Source organism: Streptomyces sp. NPDC051104 (assembly GCF_040682835.1).
In the GTDB taxonomy this organism is placed as follows: domain Bacteria; phylum Actinomycetota; class Actinomycetes; order Streptomycetales; family Streptomycetaceae; genus Streptomyces; species Streptomyces cynarae.
In genome coordinates this window covers 39,554-55,912 of sequence record NZ_JBFBBS010000021.1, presented here as the reverse complement: position 1 = coordinate 55,912, position 16,359 = coordinate 39,554, and the positions used below count along the sequence as shown (strand labels likewise).

17 protein-coding genes are annotated in these 16,359 nt (G+C 70.1%); 6 read left to right on the top strand and 11 right to left on the bottom strand.

The window, feature by feature from the left end; genetic code table 11:
* Positions 1 to 150 precede the first annotated feature (150 nt).
* Positions 151 to 1,284: a zinc-dependent metalloprotease gene (locus tag AB0N14_RS25530; RefSeq protein ID WP_366028024.1), complete on the bottom strand. Its 1,134-nt coding sequence runs from the start codon at positions 1,282 to 1,284 to the stop codon at positions 151 to 153.
* Positions 1,285 to 1,516: 232 nt separating this feature from the next.
* Positions 1,517 to 3,160, bottom strand: coding sequence for a D-alanyl-D-alanine carboxypeptidase/D-alanyl-D-alanine-endopeptidase (gene dacB, locus AB0N14_RS25525; protein ID WP_366028023.1), 1,644 nt, complete (start codon positions 3,158 to 3,160; stop codon positions 1,517 to 1,519).
* A 79-nt stretch (positions 3,161 to 3,239) separates the two neighbouring features.
* Here dacB and AB0N14_RS25520 point away from each other — a divergent pair, with 79 nt between their 5' ends.
* Both AB0N14_RS25520 and AB0N14_RS25515 read left to right on the top strand, forming a co-directional pair.
* Positions 3,240 to 3,731: an inorganic diphosphatase gene (locus AB0N14_RS25520; protein WP_366028022.1), complete on the top strand. Its 492-nt coding sequence runs from the start codon at positions 3,240 to 3,242 to the stop codon at positions 3,729 to 3,731.
* 253 nt (positions 3,732 to 3,984) lie between these two features.
* Positions 3,985 to 5,619, top strand: a complete 1,635-nt coding sequence (locus AB0N14_RS25515) for a threonine/serine exporter family protein (RefSeq protein WP_366028080.1) — start codon at positions 3,985 to 3,987, stop codon at positions 5,617 to 5,619.
* Between the two features lie 38 nt (positions 5,620 to 5,657).
* Here the strand turns inward: AB0N14_RS25515 and AB0N14_RS25510 are convergent, their stop codons facing one another.
* Together AB0N14_RS25510 and AB0N14_RS25505 are read right to left on the bottom strand one after the other, a co-directional pair.
* The gene (locus AB0N14_RS25510; protein ID WP_366028021.1) at positions 5,658 to 6,665 is read right to left on the bottom strand and encodes a VTT domain-containing protein; all 1,008 of its coding nucleotides are present in this window, start codon (positions 6,663 to 6,665) and stop codon (positions 5,658 to 5,660) included.
* A 181-nt stretch (positions 6,666 to 6,846) separates the two neighbouring features.
* The gene (locus AB0N14_RS25505) at positions 6,847 to 7,608 is read right to left on the bottom strand and encodes a MerR family transcriptional regulator (protein WP_366028020.1); all 762 of its coding nucleotides are present in this window, start codon (positions 7,606 to 7,608) and stop codon (positions 6,847 to 6,849) included.
* A gap of 168 nt (positions 7,609 to 7,776) precedes the next feature.
* Here AB0N14_RS25505 and AB0N14_RS25500 point away from each other — a divergent pair, with 168 nt between their 5' ends.
* Complete coding sequence (locus tag AB0N14_RS25500) at positions 7,777 to 9,189, top strand: glutamate decarboxylase (protein ID WP_366028019.1); 1,413 nt, start codon at positions 7,777 to 7,779, stop codon at positions 9,187 to 9,189.
* A gap of 21 nt (positions 9,190 to 9,210) precedes the next feature.
* Here the strand turns inward: AB0N14_RS25500 and AB0N14_RS25495 are convergent, their stop codons facing one another.
* The 3 genes from AB0N14_RS25495 to AB0N14_RS25485 all read right to left on the bottom strand — a co-directional run bounded on the left by AB0N14_RS25495 (position 9,211) and on the right by AB0N14_RS25485 (position 12,286).
* Positions 9,211 to 9,750 (bottom strand): DinB family protein, encoded by a 540-nt coding sequence (locus AB0N14_RS25495; RefSeq protein ID WP_366028018.1) that lies wholly within the window; start codon positions 9,748 to 9,750, stop codon positions 9,211 to 9,213.
* Positions 9,751 to 9,850: 100 nt separating this feature from the next.
* Complete coding sequence (locus tag AB0N14_RS25490; RefSeq protein WP_366028017.1) at positions 9,851 to 11,314, bottom strand: aldehyde dehydrogenase family protein; 1,464 nt, start codon at positions 11,312 to 11,314, stop codon at positions 9,851 to 9,853.
* 135 nt (positions 11,315 to 11,449) lie between these two features.
* Positions 11,450 to 12,286: a helix-turn-helix transcriptional regulator gene (locus tag AB0N14_RS25485; protein WP_366028079.1), complete on the bottom strand. Its 837-nt coding sequence runs from the start codon at positions 12,284 to 12,286 to the stop codon at positions 11,450 to 11,452.
* A 323-nt stretch (positions 12,287 to 12,609) separates the two neighbouring features.
* Between AB0N14_RS25485 and AB0N14_RS25480 the strand changes: the two genes are divergently transcribed.
* Positions 12,610 to 13,119 carry an ATP-binding protein gene (locus tag AB0N14_RS25480; RefSeq protein ID WP_366028016.1) on the top strand — a complete coding sequence of 170 codons (510 nt, stop codon included), beginning with the start codon at positions 12,610 to 12,612 and terminating at the stop codon, positions 13,117 to 13,119.
* 185 nt (positions 13,120 to 13,304) lie between these two features.
* Here AB0N14_RS25480 and AB0N14_RS25475 read toward each other — a convergent pair whose 3' ends face one another.
* The 4 genes from AB0N14_RS25475 to AB0N14_RS25460 form a co-directional block, all read right to left on the bottom strand.
* Positions 13,305 to 13,562 (bottom strand): DUF397 domain-containing protein, encoded by a 258-nt coding sequence (locus AB0N14_RS25475; protein ID WP_366028015.1) that lies wholly within the window; start codon positions 13,560 to 13,562, stop codon positions 13,305 to 13,307.
* 171 nt (positions 13,563 to 13,733) lie between these two features.
* A complete protein-coding gene (locus AB0N14_RS25470; protein WP_366028014.1) occupies positions 13,734 to 14,195 on the bottom strand; it encodes an SRPBCC domain-containing protein in 462 nt (153 codons plus the stop codon).
* Positions 14,192 to 14,551, bottom strand: a complete 360-nt coding sequence (locus AB0N14_RS25465; RefSeq protein WP_366028013.1) for a metalloregulator ArsR/SmtB family transcription factor — start codon at positions 14,549 to 14,551, stop codon at positions 14,192 to 14,194. The genes AB0N14_RS25470 and AB0N14_RS25465 overlap by 4 nt, the downstream gene beginning before the upstream one ends.
* A gap of 10 nt (positions 14,552 to 14,561) precedes the next feature.
* Positions 14,562 to 14,933, bottom strand: coding sequence for a VOC family protein (locus AB0N14_RS25460; RefSeq protein WP_366028012.1), 372 nt, complete (start codon positions 14,931 to 14,933; stop codon positions 14,562 to 14,564).
* A 131-nt stretch (positions 14,934 to 15,064) separates the two neighbouring features.
* Here AB0N14_RS25460 and AB0N14_RS25455 point away from each other — a divergent pair, with 131 nt between their 5' ends.
* Both AB0N14_RS25455 and AB0N14_RS25450 read left to right on the top strand, forming a co-directional pair.
* On the top strand, positions 15,065 to 15,580 hold the full coding sequence (locus tag AB0N14_RS25455) for a hypothetical protein (protein ID WP_366028011.1): 516 nt from the start codon (positions 15,065 to 15,067) through the stop codon (positions 15,578 to 15,580).
* Positions 15,581 to 15,788: 208 nt separating this feature from the next.
* On the top strand, positions 15,789 to 16,358 hold the full coding sequence (locus AB0N14_RS25450; RefSeq protein WP_366028010.1) for a DUF4232 domain-containing protein: 570 nt from the start codon (positions 15,789 to 15,791) through the stop codon (positions 16,356 to 16,358).
* The last annotated feature ends 1 nt before the right edge of the window (position 16,359 follow it).

Sequence of the window (16,359 nt, the reverse complement as noted above, 5' to 3'; positions counted from 1 at the left end):
AGAGTGTGTAGATGGTGACAGAAACGGGCCGTTCCCCGAGCATTGCACGCCTGTCGCGGGCTCACGGTCCCTCGGAAGAGTGATTGGCGGAGCGTTCACCTGCCGACGGCCGGATTACTTCACTCCGGATTCATGGCTCTCACTCCGGGTTCACGATTCCGCCCTGCGGTGCACCCGTGCGACCCAGTCCGCCGGTTTGGCGATCTCCGCCTTGGTCGGAAGGGTGTTCGGGGAGGTCCACACACGGTTGAAGCCGTCCATGCCGACCTGCTCGACGACCGCCCGCACGAACCGCTCGCCGTCGCGGTACTGCCTGAGCTTGGCGTCCAGGCCCAGCAGCTTGCGCAAGGCCAGGTCCAGACGGGAGGCGCCCCTGGCGCGGCGCTGCTGGAACTTCTCGCGGATCTCGGCGACGCTCTGCACGACCTCCGGTCCGACGCCGTCCATCACGAAGTCGGCGTGTCCCTCCAGGAGCGACATCACCGCGGTGAGCCGGCCGAGGATCTCCCGCTGGGCGGGGGTCTGCACGAGTTCCACGAGGGAGTGCCCGTCGTCGCCCTCCTCGCCCTCCGGGCGGCCCCCGGCGAGCGACTGGACGGCCTCCCTGACGCGCTCCAGGACGGTCATGGGATCGATGTCGGTCTCTCCGAGGAACGACTGGATCTCGCCCTCCAGGTGGTCGCGCAGCCAGGGCACCGCGGTGAACTGCGTGCGGTGCGTCTCCTCGTGCAGACATACCCAGAGGCGGAAGTCGTGCGGGTCCACGTCCAGCTCCCGCTCGACGTGGACGATGTTCGGCGCGACCAGCAGCAGGCGGCCACCGCCGTTCTCGCCCGCGGGCAGCTCGCGGGTGGGCGGGGCGAAGGTCTCGTACTGTCCGAGCACCCGGCTGGACAGGAACGACAGCAGCATGCCCACTTCCACGCCGGTGACCTTGCCGCCGACGGCGCCGAGGACGGCCCCGCCGGGCGTGCTGCCGCGGCGCTGCGACAACTTGTCGAGGAGGGGCTTGAGGATCTCCCGGAACCCGGCGACGTTCGCCCTGACCCAGCCGGGGCGGTCGACCACCAGGACCGGGGTGTCGTGCACACCCTCTTCACCCATACGAGTAAAGCCCCGGACATGTTCCTCCGAGGCCTTCGCGTGGCGGCGCAGCTCGGCGACGACGGCCCGGGCCTCGTCGCGGCTCACTTCGGGGCCCGGCCGCACGAGCCGGGTCGCGGTCGCCACCGCGAGATTCCAGTCGACCATCCCAGGAGATCCGGCACCACCGATGCTCGTCATGTGTCAACGGTACGTGAGCGCTGCCGCTGCTGGCAGGGCTGAGGGAGCTTGGCCGGGCTGGGCCTCGGCCGAACTGTGCCCAGTGGTGTCGGCTGTGGCCACCCTCCCCCAAGCTGTCGGCTTCGCTCGAGCAGAGGGAACCCCCATCGCCCTGCGGTACGACTGCCCATGGCGGTGCGACAGCGGAACGACTGCCCGAAGAGGTGCGACAGCCAACCACTGCCCACAACGGTCAGCGGCAGCCGCAGGACGCCAGGGTCGCTGCCGTGTGGTCCAGTGCCGTTCTCGCCGTCGTCTGGTCCATCGAGCCTTCCGTCAGGAACGCGAACGCCAGGAGGTGGCCGTCCGCGTCGACCACCGTTCCGGCGAGCGTGTTGACGCCGGTCAGGGAGCCCGTCTTGGCGCGGACGAGGCCCACGCCGGAGTGTTCGGCGGCGTCCGCGTAGCGGTCGCTGAGGGTGCCCGTGAAACCCGCCACCGGCAGACCCGTGAGGACGGCGCGCAGGTCGGGGTGGGACGGGGAGGCGGCGGTCGCCAGCAGGGCCGTCAGCAGATCCGCGGTGAGCTTGTCGTCGCGGTCGAGGCCGCTGCCGTCGTGGAACTGCGAGCCGCCGACCGGCAGGCCCAGCTTCTTCAACCGGGCGGAGATCGCCGCCGCGCCCCCGTCGAAGTCCGGGCGGCCGCCGGTGGCGAGGGCGGTCTGGCGGGCGAGGGCCTCGGCGATGTCGTTGTCGCTGTCGGTGAGCATCCGCTCGACGACGGCGGACAGGGGCGGCGACTGGACGGAGGCCAGCGCCTCGGCGCGCGCCGAGGCCTTCGCCGGGCCGGGCTGCGAGGTCTTGATGCCGTGGCCCTGGAGCAGTCGGGCGAACGTGCGGGCCGCGTCGGCCGCCGGGTCCGTGCCGCGCGGGGCCGGCCCGCTGGAGGTGTCGTCCGTGCGGCCCTCGTCGGCCATCAGGGCAGTGACCGGGGCGAGGTTGTCGTTGACGCCGATGGGGTGCAGGACGGGGCCTGCGAACAGGGAGGTGTCGTACGAGAGGGTCACCGAGGTCAGGTGGCGCTTCTTCAGGGCGGCGGCGGTGTCGTCGGCCAGGGTGCGCAGGCTCGCCCAGCCCCCGGCCTGCTCACGGGCGGTCAGCGTCGGGTCGCCGCCGCCGACGAGAACCAGGTGGTCGCTGCCGGGCTCCACCACCGCGCGCGTGGTGAAGCGGTGGTCGGCGCCCGCCGCGGAGAGCGCGGCGACGGCGGTGGCGATCTTCGTGGTCGAGGCGGGGGTCAGCGCGTCGTCCGCGCCCTTGGCGTACAGGCGCTTCCCGGTGGCCACGTCGACGACCGCGGCGCTGCGCCGGGTGCCGAGGGAGGGGTCGCGCAGGAGCGGGTCGAGTACGGCGGCGAGGGGCTTGTCCTCGGGGGCGGACTTGGTGGTGGCGCCGCCGAGGGCCATGAGCACGGAGGCGGCGCTCGGGGCGGGGGCGGGCGCGTCCGCCGCCGTACCGGCCCCGTGATCTGCGCCACCCCGGCGGTCCCACGCTGCGGCGAGGTCGCGCTCGGCCGTACGCTGACCGGAGGAGTCCCAGGGACCGGCGGCGGTCACGGCCCCGGCCGCGAGCGCGAGGCCCACGGTGGCGGCGACGGCCGCCAGCTGCGGGGTCGTCAGCGTCCCGTAGGGCGGGCGTACGGCGCGCGCGACCCGCGCGGCGTGCGGTTTCGCCACCCTCGTGATTCGCGTCACACCGGGTCGGGCGGTTTCGGTGATCCGCCGGGCGCGGGGTTCCACGGTCTGGGCGATGCGCGTGAGGTGCGGTTTCACGGCCTGCGCGACCCGTGCGAGACGTGGTCCGGCGGCCCGCCAAGGCCCCAGCTCCGGCACGACCACCAGCCCCTTTCGCGATCACACTCCTGCGTGAGGGACACTTAACCACCAGAACTATGTGCTGATCATGGAGGAGCCACCGGTGGAGTTCGACGTCACGATCGAGATCCCGAAGGGTTCGCGGAACAAGTACGAGGTGGACCACGAGACCGGTCGTATCCGCCTCGACCGTCGACTCTTCACCTCGACCAGCTACCCGGCCGACTACGGCTTCGTGGAGAACACCCTGGGTGAGGACGGCGACCCGCTGGACGCTCTGGTCATCCTGGAGGAGCCGACCTTCCCCGGCTGCCTCATCAAGTGCCGCGCCATCGGCATGTTCCGGATGACGGACGAGGCGGGCGGCGACGACAAGGTGCTGTGCGTGCCGGCGTCCGACCCGCGCGTGGAGCACCTGCGGGACATCCACCACGTCTCCGAGTTCGACCGCCTGGAGATCCAGCACTTCTTCGAGGTCTACAAGGACCTGGAGCCCGGCAAGTCCGTCGAGGGCGCCGACTGGGTGGGCCGCGTGGACGCCGAAGCCGAGATCGAGCGCTCGCTCAAGCGCTTCAAGGAGCACGGCGGTCACTGACCCCCTCCCGACCACCAGCGGGCCGCGTGACCCTTCCGGGTGACGCGGCCCGCTGGCGTGGGTGCGCATACTGGGGCGCACGGGAGGTACCCACGGGACACACGCGCACGGAAGGGCAAGGCAGAAGCAGGTGGCGGAGCCGGACGGGGTGGGCCGCAAGCCGCGGTCGGACGAGGCGAGGGGCGTGTTCGCGCCCGACGGGCGAGGCGGGAGCGAGTCCGCCACGACCCTGGCCTTCCCCGTCCCCGCGAGCGTGGGCGCGCCGGCGGCCGTAGGCGGCGAGTCGTCCACGACGTCGGAGTTCGCGGTCCCCGAGGGCCTGGAGGTGCCGGCGGCCGGTGCCGACTCCGAGACGACGTCGGAGTTCGCCCTCCCGGAGGGCCTCCAGGTCCCGCAGCCGTCCGCCGCCGAGCCGGACGGGTCCGCGTTCAGCCCGCCGAGCACGTACAGCGCCCGCAGCGCCCCGCCCGCCTTCACGCCGCCCTCCGGGATTCCCACGGTGCGGCTCACCAAGGAGGCGCCCTGGCAGGACCGGATGCGCGCGATGCTGCGCATGCCGGTGACCGAGCGGCCCGCGCCGGAGCCCGTGCAGAAGATCGGCGAGTCGGGCCCCGCCGTGCCGCGCGTGCTCGACCTCACCCTCCGCATCGGCGAACTGCTGCTGGCGGGCGGCGAGGGCGCCGAGGACGTGGAGGCGGCGATGTTCGCGGTCTGCCGGTCCTACGGCCTCGACCGCTGCGAGCCGAACGTCACCTTCACCCTGCTGTCGATCTCCTACCAGCCGTCCCTGGTGGACGACCCCGTGTCGGCCTCGCGGACGGTACGCCGCCGGGGCACCGACTACACCCGCCTGCAGGCCGTGTTCCGGCTCGTGGACGACCTCACCGACCCGGAGACCTCGATCTCCCTGGAGGACGCCTACCGGCGGCTCGCCGAGATCCGCCGCAACCGGCACCCCTACCCCGGCTGGGCGCTGACCGGAGCGAGCGGGCTGCTCGCCGGTGCGGCCTCCATGCTCGTCGGCGGCGATCTGGTCGTGTTCGTCGCGGCCGCGCTGGGCGCGATGCTCGGCGACCGGCTCGCGTGGCTGTGCGCAGGCCGCGGACTGCCGGAGTTCTACCAGTTCATGGTGGCCGCGATGCCGCCGGCCGCGATCGGTGTCGCGCTCACGCTGGCCCATGTGCCCGTGGCCGCCTCCGCGGTGATCACCGGTGGGCTGTTCGCGCTGCTGCCCGGTCGGGCCCTGGTCGCGGGCGTGCAGGACGGGCTGACCGGCTTCTACATCACCGCCGCGGCGCGCCTGCTGGAGGTCATGTACTTCTTCGTGGGCATCGTCGCCGGCGTCCTGGTGGTCCTCTACTTCGGGGTGAAGCTGGGAGCCGAACTCGACCCGAACGCGGCCCTGCACCTCGCCGAGCGGCCCGTCGTGCAGATCGTGGCGTCGATGCTGCTGTCGCTGACCTTCGCCGTACTGCTCCAGCAGGAACGGTCCACCGTGCTGTGGGTGACCCTCAACGGCGGCGTCGCGTGGAGCGTGTACGGCGCGCTGCACTACCCGGGCGGGCTGTCGCCGGTCGCCTCCACGGCCGTCGCTGCTGGGCTCGTGGGTCTGTTCGGACAGTTGCTGTCGCGCTACCGGTTCGCATCCGCGCTGCCGTACACGACCGCGGCGATCGGGCCGCTGCTGCCGGGCTCCGCCACGTATTTCGGGCTGCTGTCCATCGCCCAGAACAACATCGACAAGGGCCTGGTGTCGCTGGCCAACGCGGTGTCCCTCGCGATGGCCATCGCGATCGGGGTGAACCTGGGGTCGGAGATCTCCCGGCTGTTCCTCCGGTTCGGGTCCGCCGGGGGGCGCCGGGCCGCCAAGCGGACTCGAGGTTTCTGAGCACCGCCGGGTGTGGGCGTCGGGGAACGCGCGCGGCCCTAGTAGCCCTGGTTGTACGGGTACTGCTGCTGGGGCTGCTGGTACTCCTGCGGCGCCTGCTGCCCGTACTGCTGCTGGGGCTGCTGGTACTCCTGCGGCGCCTGCTGCCCGTACTGCTGGGGGTACTGCTCCTGGGCGTACTGCTGCTGCGGGTACTGCTGCTGCGGGTACTGCTGCTGCGGGTACTGCTGCTGCGGGTACTGCTGGTAGTCATAGCCCGAGCCCTGGTTCTCGTGCTGGTTCTCGTGCTGGTTCTGGTCGCCGTGCTGCTGCGGGTACCGGGGGTCCGGGGAGATGCGGCGCAGCTGGGTCGTCGCGTCGTCCATGACCGGGGGCTGGTTCTGGGCCTGGGGGTGGGACTGGGGCTGGGGCTGCGGCGCGATCTTCTTCGACTGGGAACGGGCCCGCAGGAACTCGATGATGATCGGGATCACCGAGACGAAGACGATCAGGATCAGGATCAGCTCGATGTTCTTGTGGACGAACGCCACGTTGCCCAGCCAGGAACCCAGCAGCGTGACGCCCGCGCCCCACAGGACGCCGCCGATGACGTTGAACACCAGGAACGAGCGGTACTTCATGCCGCTGACGCCGGCGATGATCGGCGTGAACGTGCGCACGATGGGCACGAAGCGGGCCAGCACCAGGGACTTCGGACCGTGCTTCTCGAAGAACTCGTGCGCCTTGGTGACGTTCTCCTGCTTGAAGAGGCGGGAGTCCGGGCGCCTGAAGAGCGACGGGCCGACCTTCTTGCCGAACATGTAGCCCGCCTGGTCGCCCAGGATCGCGGCGAGGCAGATCAGGCCGATCGCCCCCCACAGCGGGAACTTCATCGTCCCCGCGGTGATCAGCAGGCCGCAGGTGAACAGCAGCGAGTCACCCGGCAGGAAGAAGCCGATGAGCAGGCCCGACTCGGCGAAGACCACCAGGAGCAGACCCCAGATGCCGAAGGTGTCGAGCAGGTGGTTCGGATCCAGCCAGCTCGGTCCGAGGGCAAGTGACATCACGGTTCCGGGCTCCTGAGGGGTGAGGGGACGTACGTACGGCGTCCTGGGGCGGCCGTCACGCAGGCACTGGCCGGACAAAGCTATCAACGCACAGTGTCCCCGGCAGGTTCCCCCGGTGTCCCCGCAATGCACTGTGCGGGAACTCGGTCACAGCTGTGCGCCCCCTCATCCCCTTGGCTGCTCAGCCCTCGTGGCGGGCCGCGTTCGCCGCGATCGCGTCCCTGAGGTGCTCGGCGAGGCCGGGGTGCATGGAGTCGTAGTACGCCTTGAAGCGCTCGTCGGAGATATACATCTCCGCGAAACACCGGTGCATCTCGTACGGGACCTCGAAGTACCACCTGCTGACGTGCTGACGGTGTTCCTCGGCCAGGTCCATCGCGTGCTCGCCGGTCGGCGGTTCCCCAGCGGTCATCAGGGCGACGTAGCGCTCCTCCCAGGCGTCGACCTCGGCCTTGATGCGCTTCCAGTCGTCCTTGGTGTAGCGGGCGGCGCGGCGCTGCGACTCGGCGTACGCCTCCGTACCGCCCCAGCGCTGCTCGGCCTCCTCCGCGTACTGCTCCGGGTCCTTGTCCCCGAAGACCTCGAACCTCTCCTCGGGCGTGAGGTTGATCCCCATCTTGTGTGCCTCCATGGCGTGCTCCACGGCCGCCGCCATCTTCCGCAGCTTCTCGATCCGGTCCGTCAGCAGCGCGTGCTGGCGCCGCAGGTGCTCCTGCGGGTCCGTGTCCGGGTCGTCGAGCAGGGCGGCGACCTCGTCGAGCGGGAAGCCGAGTTCTCGGTAGAACATGATCTGCTGCAGCCGGTCGAGGTCGGCGTCGCTGTAGCGCCGATGACCGGCGTACGTGCGCTCACTGGGTGTGAGAAGGCCGATCTCGTCGTAGTGGTGCAGCGTGCGCACGGTCACACCGGCGAAGCCGGCCACCTGGCCCACCGAGTAGCTCACTTCCGCTCCTTTCTCGGTACGTGCCTCAGCCTCGTCCCTCACGTCGCGTGAGGTGCAAGGGGATACGCCTGCACCCGGACGGAACCATGATTCGTTGAACCATCGAGACCGGCGACAAGGAAACCGACGCGTCACCGGCTCCGCCTACGCGATGGGAGACGCAACGCCATGCCGCTCCACACTGGCCCGGGGAAGCCCGACGAGCGCCCGAGGTCGATGAACCCCTTCTACGGGGAGGCCAATCCGGTCGTAGAGATGACCGAGGCGCCGCCCAGGCACCGGCTGCCCGCGGGCCCGATGCTGCCCACGACCGCCTACCAGCTGGTCCACGACGAACTGATGCTGGACGGCAACTCGCGGCTGAACCTCGCCACCTTCGTCACCACCTGGATGGAGCCCCAGGCCGGCGTGCTGATGAACGAGTGCCGGGACAAGAACATGATCGACAAGGACGAGTACCCGCGCACCGCCGAGCTCGAGCGCCGCTGCGTGGCGATGCTCGCGCACCTGTGGAACGCGCCGGACCCGGAGGCGGCCGTCGGCTGTTCGACGACCGGGTCCAGCGAGGCGTGCATGCTCGCCGGGATGGCGCTGAAGCGGCGCTGGGCACGGCGGAACTCGGACCGCTACCCGTCCAGGGACGCCCGTCCGAACCTGGTGATGGGTGTGAACGTGCAGGTCTGCTGGGAGAAGTTCTGCAACTTCTGGGAGGTCGAGGCGCGCCAGGTGCCCATGGAGGGCGACCGCTTCCACATCGATCCGCAGGCCGCCGCCGACCTGTGCGACGAAAACACGATCGGGGTCGTCGGCATCCTCGGCTCCACCTTCGACGGATCCTACGAGCCGATCGCGGAGCTGTGCGCGGCTCTGGACGCCCTCCAGGAGCGCACCGGTCTGGACATCCCCGTGCACGTGGACGGCGCCTCCGGGGCCATGATCGCGCCGTTTCTCGACGATGACCTGGTGTGGGACTTCCGGCTGCCGAGGGTCGCGTCGATCAACACCTCCGGGCACAAGTACGGACTGGTCTACCCGGGCGTGGGCTGGGCGCTGTGGCGCAACGACGAGGCCCTGCCCGAGGAACTCGTCTTCCGCGTCAACTACCTGGGCGGCGACATGCCGACCTTCGCGCTGAACTTCTCCCGGCCAGGCGCCCAGGTGGCCGCGCAGTACTACACGTTCCTGCGGCTCGGCCGGGAAGGGTACCGGGCGGTCCAGCAGACCACGAGGAACGTGGCGCGGGGCCTCGCCGAGCGGGTGGAGTCGCTCGGCGACTTCCGGCTCCTCACCCGCGGCGACGAACTGCCGGTGTTCGCCTTCACGACGGCACCGGACGTGGAGGCGTACGACGTCTTCGACGTCTCGCGGCGGCTGCGCGAGTACGGCTGGCTGGTGCCCGCGTACACCTTCCCCGCCAACCGGCAGGACCTGTCCGTCCTGCGCGTCGTGTGCCGCAACGGCTTCTCGACGGACCTGGCGGACCTGTTCCTCGAGGACCTGACCCGCCTGCTGCCCGAACTCAGGCGCCAGCCGTACCCGCTCACCCGTGACAAGGAGGCGGCCACGAGCTTCCACCACTGAGCCGCCGCTCGCCGACCCGGCTCATCCCGCCTGTGCCAGGGCCACCAGTTCGAACGCCGTTTTCCCGTCGAGGGACTCCCGGAGGATGTCCGCGTGCCCCGCGTGCCGGGCCGTCTCGCGGATCAGGTGGAGCATCACCCAGCGCGTCGAGACCCGCTCGTCCGGCGGGAACCAGGGGTCGTTCGGCAGCGGGAAGGTGTCGTCGAGGCTCGGCACGGCGCGGATGAACGCCTCGGTCCCGGCCGCGACCTCCTCCCAGTACGCGAGCTGCGAGGCGACCGTCTCGCCGTCGAGGAGCTGGAAACACTCGTGCCAGTTCGACTCGTCCCGCTTGACCGCGGGGGGCTCCCCCTTGGCCCGGGCGATCCAGGTCTGTTCGACCTCGGCGACATGCTTCAGCAGGCCGCCCAGGGACAGCTCACTGGCGCTCGGACGGGTCCTGGCCTGCTCCTCCGTCAGCCCCAGCACCGCCCGGCGGATCCCGCCGCGCTGCTCCTCCAGGAACGACAGCAGCGCCCCTCGCTCGTCTCCCTGCGCCTCGGCTCGTACGTGCGTGACCATGGCTGCCGCCTTTCGTCGGTCCGGTTCTCCCTGACACCTACGACGCTACGGGCCCTTGCGGTCAGCTTCTGTCCGCAAGGGCCCGTCACTTACGCGGAGACTAGAAGGGGAACGTGCTCCGCCCGTGCTGGATCGAGATCCACTTCAGCGTGGTGAAGGCGTCCAGCGTCGTCTCGCCGTTCAGGCGGCCGATGCCCGAGTTCTTCTCGCCGCCGAACGGGACCAGTGGCTCATCGTGGACCGTGCCGTCGTTCACGTGGAACATGCCCGTGTCGATCTGCTGGGCGAAGGCGACACCGCGCTCGACGTCGGAGGTGTGGACGGCGCCGCTGAGGCCGTACGGGGTGTCGTTGACGAGGCGGACGGCCTCCTCCTCGCCGTCGAAGGGGATGAGGAGCGCGACCGGGCCGAAGATCTCCTGCCGCAGGATGGGGGAGCCGGCGGGGACGTCCGTGAGGACGGTCGGCTCGACCAGGTTGTCGGTGGTCGCGCCGTGCACCAGCGCCGTGGCGCCCTCGGCGATCGCCTGCCGCACCACACCGGTGATCGCGTCCGCCTGCGAGGAGTTGATGACCGGGCCGATGACGGTCTCCGCGTCGCGCGGGTCGCCCGCCTTCAGCGACTTCACCTTGGCGACGAACTTCTCGGTGAACTCCGCCAGCAGCGAGCGGTCCACCAGGACGCGGTTGGCGGCCATGCAGACCTGGCCCTGGTGCACGTACCGGCTGAAGACGGCCGCGTCGACCGCGTAGTCGACGTCCGCGTCGTCCAGGACCACCAGCGCGCTGTTGCCGCCGAGTTCCAGGACCGAGCGCTTGAAGTGGGCGGCGCAGACGGTCGCGACATGGCGGCCGACCTTGTCGGAGCCGGTGAAGGAGATCACCTTCGGAATCGGGTGCTCGAGGAACGCGTCGCCTATCTCCGCTATGTCGGTGATCACCACGTTGAGCAGTCCGCCCGGGAGCCCCGCGTCCTCGAAGATCCTGGCGACCAGGGAGCCGCCGACGACCGGAGTGTCCTGGTGCGGCTTGAGGACGACGCCGTTGCCGAGCGCGAGCGCCGGGGCGACCGACTTGATCGCCAGCAGGAACGGGAAGTTGAACGGGCTGATCACGCCGACGACGCCGACGGGCCCGCGGTAGAGGCGGTTCTCCTTGCTGTCGACGGGCGAGGGGAGGATCTTGCCCTCGGGGCGCAGCACCAGCTGGATCGACTCGCGCAGGAACTCCTTGGCGAGGTGCAGCTCGAAGGCGGCCTTCAGCCGGGTGCCGCCCAGCTCGGCGATGATCGCCTCGGCGATCTCGGCCTCGCGGTCCTGGAGGAGCCCGAGCGCCTTCTCGAACACCGCGCGGCGGACGTAGGGGTTGGTGGCGGCCCACTCCTTCTGCGCGGCCGCGGCGGCCCGGTAGGCCTCGTCGACCTCCTCGACCGTGGCTATCGTGATCGACGCCAGCTTCTCGCCGTCGTACGGGTTGAAGTCGATGATGTCCCAGGAGCCGGTGCCCGGGCGCCACTCACCGCCGATGTACTGCCGAGCCAGATCGGTGAAGTAGGTCGACGACATGTGATCCCTCAATCCCTTTGCAGCCGAAGCACACACCCGTTTCCGCACCCGTGCTCACGTCACGGCCTGATCGCGCGTCATCGTACTTGCGGCAGCTGGGAGTTGGAGCGCTCCTGGGGATACTCCCGGTAAGACTCAGGAAAGCTGGAGCAGCCCCCGCAGCAGATCGCGGCTTTCGTCCGGGCCGGGGCTGTCCTGCTGCAGCTCCTTCATCGCGGCCTCGTACTGGGTCACGTCCTCGCGTTTGTCCAGGTAGAGCGCGCTGGTGAGCTGTTCCAGGTACACCACGTCGGACAGGTCGGACTCGGAGAAGCTGAGGATCGCGAAGGAGCCGCTCTCACCGGAGTGCCCGCCGAGGCTGAACGGCATGACCTGCAGCCGTACGTTGGGGCGCTCGGAGATGTCGATCAGATGCTGCAGCTGGCCGCGCATCACCTGCCGGTCGCCGTAAGGGCGGCGCAGGGCCGCCTCGTCGATGACGACGTGGAACTGCGGGGCGTTCTCCGACACGAGGTACTTCTGCCGCTCCAGGCGCAGCGCCACCCGGCGGTCGATGTCCTCGGCGCTCGCGCCCTTCATGCCCCGGGAGACCACCGCGTGCGCGTACGCCTCGGTCTGCAGCAGGCCGTGCACGAACTGGACCTCGTAGGACCGGATCAGATGCGCCGCTCCCTCGAGGCCGACGTACGTCGGGAACCAGTTGGGCAGGACGTCCGAGTAACTGTGCCACCACCCCGCGACGTTGGCCTCCTTCGCGAGGGAGAGCAAGGACGTGCGTTCGGCCTCGTCGGTGATCCCGTACAACGTCAACAGGTCCTCGACATCCCGCGTCTTGAAGCTCACCCGTCCCAACTCCATGCGGCTGATCTTCGACTCGGAGGCGCGGATCGAGTAGCCGGCCTGCTCCCTGGTGATGCCGCGCGCCTCCCGCAGGCGCCTGAGGTGGGATCCCAGCAGAATGCGCCGCACCACCGAACCGCTCGAGTCCCCAGCGCTCACTTCGTCAGCCTCCCCAACGTCCTTCAGATCGCGCAGTCTGCCACTAAAACACTCCGAGCTGTACTCGTGTGGTTACAGAAATGGAAAGGAGACAAAGATGAGGCGCAGGGGGAGAGGAGGGACGGCCGAGCAAGAGGGAAGAAAGTGGCTGAAGAAATAAGGGGAAAGCGGTACGGGAGCGGCCAATTCCGGCGCGTGCACGTGCATCTGCCCTTGCATCTGCTTGGCTCATCCGAAACCATGGTTCCGCGCCACCGCTGCATCGCCACGACCGCGAACACCCGGGAGTGCCTCGCATGGGGACGAATGGATCGACCATGCTCGAGCCCTTACGGCAGGGACTTCCGCCGCTCGATCCCGCGGCCGTGTCCAGCGCCGCCTCCTGCGCCCTGCCCGCCCGCCTCGAAGCGGTGCGCGAGGCACGGCGGTTCACCCGGGCCACGCTGGGGCAGTGGGATGTGGGCGAGGGTTTCGACGACGTCTGCCTGGTGGTCTCCGAACTCGTGACCAACGCCCTGCGCCATGCCCTGCCGGCCTCCGCCGCGTGCCCGGGAGAGCAGGACCCGCCGGTACGACTGCACCTGATGCGCTGGACCACACGTCTGGTGTGCGCCGTGCGCGACCCCAGCCATGACAGTCCGGTCGCGGGCGACTCGGAGGACTTCTCGGCCGAGTCGGGCCGCGGGCTGTTCCTCGTCGAATCGTTCGCCGACAGCTGGGGCTGGCACCCGCTGGCGGGCACGCTGAGCGGCAAGGTGGTCTGGGCGCTGTTCCGGCTGTCACCGGCACAGGCGTGTCCTGAGTGATGTCCCGCGGCACGTTCGACTGCCCGAGTTCTACGCGTGTTACACGCCTGCGGCGCCGCACGTCGCCGCAGGCGTCCACTTGTTGCGTACGCGCGCGCTTCGACGCACCACTGCACCGGCCCTGTTGCGACGGTGGACGCCGACCGCTCCCGTGATCCACCCGGGGCGCACGCCGGTGCGGCGCGTCACGCGATCAGATGGTCGAACTCGCCGTCCTTGATGCCCAGCAGCATCGCCTGGATCTCCGCGCGGGTGTAGACCAGCGCGGGCCCGTCGGGGAAGCGCGAGTTGCGCACCGCCACCTCTCCCCCGGGCAACCGGGCGAACTCCACGCATGACCCCTGGGAGTTGCTGTGCCGGCTCTTCTGCCAGGCCACTCCCTCCAGCTTCGTCGCAGCCATGCCGTTGTACACGTCGTCCACGTCGCACACGTCGTGGTCCACAGGTCGCTCCCCGGGTGGTGCAGTGGCTGGTATGGCCATTGATGTAGCGGTCAACTTCCCCGGATCATAACCCCGTTCACGTGCAGATGCAGGAGCAGATGCACGTGCACGCGGGGTGGTCCTGCGGTTACAGCTTTTACAGTTCCTTGACCGCGCCCGACTGCGGTCTGGCTACAGTCGGTCGAGCGCCTGCCCCAGAGCTCGCATCACATGCGAGCTCCAGCCCCCGTGCATGATCTTCCGCGCCATCATCTGTGCCGGGTCGTCCGGGTCGAACCCTTCGTGCACTAGGAAGAGACGCGTTCCACGGCCTTCCTGTTCCAATGTCCACGTGATGGTCCAGTCCGCGGGGTTGGCGGGGTCGACGTCGGCCCAGCGGACGCGCAGCATCCGTTCGGGCTCGTAGTCGAGAACCCGCACCTCGACGGTGCCGGAGAAGCGCGCATTGGGCCGCGGCACCGAGGTCATCGCGTAGCGGTGGCCGACCTCGAGCCGGAAGTTCTCGCTGCCGGGCATCTGCCACTGGGCGAGCAGGGCGGGCTCGGTGAGCGCGCGCCAGACCTTGGCGGGCGGGTGCGGCAGGAACTGCTCGACACGGACGGTGGTGAGATCGTCGTCGTCTGCGGTGCTCATGGCTGGTCATCGTCGGGCATGCGGTCGAGCAGATCGCCGAGATCCTTCAGCGCCTCGCGCCAGAACCGCTCGTACGGATGGAGCCAGTCCTGCACCTCGGCGAGCGGCGCGGCCTGAAGGCGGTAGATGCGCTGCCGGCCGGAGCGCTGCTCGGAGACGAGACCGGCCTCGCGCAGCACCTTCAGATGCTCCGACAGACTCGGGCGGCGCATGGCGAAGTGGTCGGCCAGGGCCTGGACGGGCTGCGGCCCCTTCTCCCGCAGCAGGCGCAGCACCTCGCGGCGCGTGGCGTTGGCGAGCGCGGTGAAGACGCGGTCCTCGGCGGCGGTGCCCGCCCCGGCCCCGGTCGTGGTCATGGCGGTCTTCCTATCCGTGAGCCTCCGTCAGCAGCATCAGACCGTTGCCGTCCGGGTCCCGGAAGGACGCCATCCGGCCCCAGGGGAGGTCGTCCGGGCCCTGCACGGAGACCCCCGCCTCGGCCAGGCGGGCGCAGTCGGCGTCGACATCGGTCGTGACCAACATGATCCCCCGGGCGCTGCCGGGCTCGAAATCACCCATTCCCGGCCCGGACAGCGTGAAGACGGTCTCGGCACCCTCGGGGGCGACCTGGAGCCAGCGCCCCTGGGGCACGTCCAGGTCCGCGGTGACCTGGAACCCGAGGACGTCGGTGTAGAAGCGCAGAGCGCGGTCCTGATCGGTGACGGGGAGGGTGACGAAGGAAGCGTGCGTGATGGTCATGGCCGCACGATAGGTAGGGAATCTCCTACCCGTCAAACGTAGGAGATCCCCTACCTATGGGGGACGTCGATGTCCTGGTAGCTTGCCAGCGGCCGTCCCCATGACGTCATCGGCACCCCTGGGAGACTTCAGTGACCACGGCGACCCAAGTCACGCGTCGGCAGGCCCGCGTCACGCTCGCGGCCGCGGGCTGTGCGGCCGCGCTCATGCTGACCGGCTGCAGCAGCGACTCCGGCGCCTCGGGCGGCGGCGCGTCGGCCGCGCCCAGCGCCTCCTCGTCCTCGGCTTCCGCGGACAACGGCGGGAGCTCCGCCTCCCCGGCGGGGAAGGCCGGGAAGCTGGAGGGGAGCTGGCTGGCCACGACCGGAGGCAAGGCCGTGGCGCTGGTGATCAACGGCAGGCAGGCCGGGCTCTTCGCCATGGGCGGGACCGTGTGCAGCGGGACGGCGGGCGAGGAGGCGGGCTTGCAGGTGATCCACCTCAAGTGCACCGGCGGCAGCAAGAGCCGCAGCACCGGCATGGTCGACTCGGTCACCTCCAGCACCATGAAGGTGACGTGGGAGGGCGGCGTCGGCACGGAGACGTACACCAAGGCGGAGGGTGGCAAGCTCCCGAGCGGGTTCCCGACGGCGAGCCTGGGGTCGTGACGCGCACCCCGCCGGCGGTTCGACCCGCTTGCGCTCGACCCTCGGCCCCGCACGCGCGGCCTCCCTCAGCGCCGGCAGCCGGCTCATTCCGCCGGCGTACGGGAGGCATGAGCGAGGTATACGGGACGAATGGCGACAAGCGCGCCCGACGGCGGCCACGGTAAGCGGAGGGCGCGCAACGGGAGCCCGCACGCCTGCGTGATGATCCATGAGCACCATCACGAACCAGAGGAGCCCGATGCGCGCCCTTCCCGTCCGTCTCGCCGTCACCGCCCTCATGGCGGCCCTGGCGCTGACCGCCTGTGACAGCAGCAGCAACAGCGGCAGCGCCGACAAGAGCGGCGACAGCGGCAAGAGCAAGAACACCGCCGAGTGCACCCTCGGCATCAAGGTCGGTCCCGCCAACGCCGCCACCACCGCCGGCGACACCGGCAACGTCCCGGTCACCCTCACCAACGACGGCAGCCGCCCGTGCGCCTTCGACGGCTTCCCGGCCATCGAGCTGACCGGCGGCGACACCGGCTGGAAGGTGCCCGACCAGGAGGGCGCGCACCCGGAGAAGGTGACACTGCAGAAGGGCGACACCGCGACCTTCACGATCACGTACGTGCGCGGGAAGGCCGGCGGCACCGACAGCGCCGCGGCGAAGAACGTGAAGATCACCGTCCCGGGCGCCGGTGACGCGCACAGCTACCCGTGGTCGTACGGCGACGTCGCGCTGAAGGGCGGGAACACCCCGGACGCCTCGGTGAGCCCGATTCAGGTCGCGGGCGACTGAC

What these genes read in the sequence shown, in the direction of transcription:
- AB0N14_RS25480 (WP_366028016.1), top strand. Translation starts at nt 12,610, where the DNA reads ATGGGGACGAATGGATCGACCATGCTCGAGCCCTTACGGCAGGGACTT.
- AB0N14_RS25495 (WP_366028018.1), bottom strand. Translation starts at nt 9,750, where the DNA reads ATGGTCACGCACGTACGAGCCGAGGCGCAGGGAGACGAGCGAGGGGCG.
- AB0N14_RS25465 (WP_366028013.1), bottom strand. Translation starts at nt 14,551, where the DNA reads ATGACCACGACCGGGGCCGGGGCGGGCACCGCCGCCGAGGACCGCGTC.
- AB0N14_RS25450 (WP_366028010.1), top strand. Translation starts at nt 15,789, where the DNA reads ATGAGCACCATCACGAACCAGAGGAGCCCGATGCGCGCCCTTCCCGTC.
- AB0N14_RS25530 (WP_366028024.1), bottom strand. Translation starts at nt 1,284, where the DNA reads ATGACGAGCATCGGTGGTGCCGGATCTCCTGGGATGGTCGACTGGAAT.
- AB0N14_RS25500 (WP_366028019.1), top strand. Translation starts at nt 7,777, where the DNA reads ATGCCGCTCCACACTGGCCCGGGGAAGCCCGACGAGCGCCCGAGGTCG.
- AB0N14_RS25490 (WP_366028017.1), bottom strand. Translation starts at nt 11,314, where the DNA reads ATGTCGTCGACCTACTTCACCGATCTGGCTCGGCAGTACATCGGCGGT.
- AB0N14_RS25470 (WP_366028014.1), bottom strand. Translation starts at nt 14,195, where the DNA reads ATGAGCACCGCAGACGACGACGATCTCACCACCGTCCGTGTCGAGCAG.
- AB0N14_RS25460 (WP_366028012.1), bottom strand. Translation starts at nt 14,933, where the DNA reads ATGACCATCACGCACGCTTCCTTCGTCACCCTCCCCGTCACCGATCAG.